The organism is Reyranella sp., assembly GCF_036558665.1.
GTDB lineage: Bacteria > Pseudomonadota > Alphaproteobacteria > Reyranellales > Reyranellaceae > Reyranella.
In genome coordinates, this window is record NZ_DATBFE010000016.1 from 1 (window position 1) to 1,693 (window position 1,693).

Consider the following 1,693-nt stretch of genomic DNA (forward strand, 5'->3'; position numbering starts at 1 on the left):
CGTCACCATCGTCGTTCCCTTCCTCGCCGGCGGCGCGGTCGACGTGATGTGCCGGATCATCGCCGCCAAGCTGCAGGACTACTGGAAGCAGCCGGTGGTGGTGGAGAACCGGCCCGGCGCCGGCGGCAATGTCGGCAGCAATTCGGTGGCGGTCGCACCGCCGGACGGCTACCGCCTGCTGTTCGCGCCGCACGGCCCGGTGTCCTACAACGTGAGCCTCTACAAGAACATGCCATATGACCCGGCCAAGGCATTCGTGCCGATCACGCTGGTGGGCCGGTCGCCGAACTTCCTGATCGTCGCCCGCCACTCGAAATTCGAATCGCTTTCCGACATCGTGGCCGCGGCCAAGGCGCAGCCGGGCAAGATCACCTACGCCTCGCAGGGCGTCGGCACGACGCCGCACCTGACCGGCGCTTGGCTGGGGCGCGAGGCCAACGTCGACATCGTCCACGTCCCCTATCGCGGCTTTCCGCCGGCGGTGGCCGACCTGATCACCGAGCGCGTCGGCTTCATGTTCGCGGATTCCGGCAACACCCTGCCGCAGGTCGAGAACAAGCAGGTCAAGGTGCTCGCCATCGCCAGCGACAAGCGCTGGCCGTCCTTCCCCGAGGTGAAGACGATGGCGGAGCTGGGCTATCCCGGCTTCGTCTCGGGCGTGTGGTACGCCATGCTGGCGCCCGCCGGTACGCCGCCGGCGATCCTCGAGAAGATCCGCGCCGACGTCCTGCGCGCGGTCGCGGATCCGGAGGCGGCGGGCAAGGTCCGGCAGCTCGCCGTCGACATGGTCGGCACCACCTCCGCCGAGTCGCAGCGCATTCTTGCGGCCGAGACCGCCAAGTGGAGCGAGGTGATCCGCTCCGCCGGCGTCACCGTGGAGTGACCGGCGACGAGGCGCTCGCGCCTCGGATGATGCCTCTCGCACCCCTTTCCGGGAGCGGGAAGGTGGCGCAGGCTTTTTGCAAGCTGCCCCCGAAGCGGGTGGTGCCGAGATCATCGCAGGAGGGGGCAGCGCGCATGCCGTCGGCAGGTGTCGCGTTACTCGCGCGCGCGCCGTCTTTCTGGGCGCCGCCAACAACCCAATATGCGCAGGCTCGCCCGCCCGTCGCGGGGGCGAGCGCCCCGCCTCGGAGGCGTCCCATGAAAAAGCTCTTTGCACTCGCGCTCGCTTTGCTCATCGCAAGCATTGCAACCGCGGCGGCGGAGACCTATCCGTCGCGGCCGGTCACCATCGTCGTGCCGTACCCGGCGGGCGGACCGACGGACACGCTCGCGCGCATCCTGGCCGACCACATGCGAACGACGCTCGGCCAATCGGTCATCGTCGAGAACGTGGCCGGCGGGGGCGGCAGCGTCGGGGTGGCACGGGTCGCGCGTGCGGCGCCCGACGGCTACGCGGTGAGCATCGGGCATTGGAATACGCATGTGGTGCACGGCGCGACCATGCACCTTGCCTACGACGTGTTGAACGATTTCGAGCCGGTGTCGCTCTTGGCCGACACCCCGATCTGGCTGGTGGCGAGAAAGACCTGGCCGCCGAAGGACCTCGAGAAATTGATCGCCTGGCTGAAGCGGAGCCCTGGTCAGGCCACCGCCGGCACCGTCGGCGTCGGCGGGGCGTCCGACGTGACCGGCAGCTATTTCCAGAGCATGACCGGCACCAAATTCCAGTTCGTGCCTTATCGCGGCGGCG

General features: G+C 68.8%; 2 protein-coding genes. Both read left to right on the plus strand.

Annotated elements, in window-relative coordinates:
• Positions 1 to 883: tripartite tricarboxylate transporter substrate binding protein (locus tag VH499_RS03290; protein ID WP_332051259.1), on the plus strand; the 883-nt coding region annotated here is incomplete at its 5' end.
• A 257-nt stretch (positions 884 to 1,140) separates the two neighbouring features.
• The coding region (locus tag VH499_RS03295; RefSeq protein WP_332051260.1) for a tripartite tricarboxylate transporter substrate-binding protein at positions 1,141 to 1,693 on the plus strand (553 nt) is incomplete at its 3' end.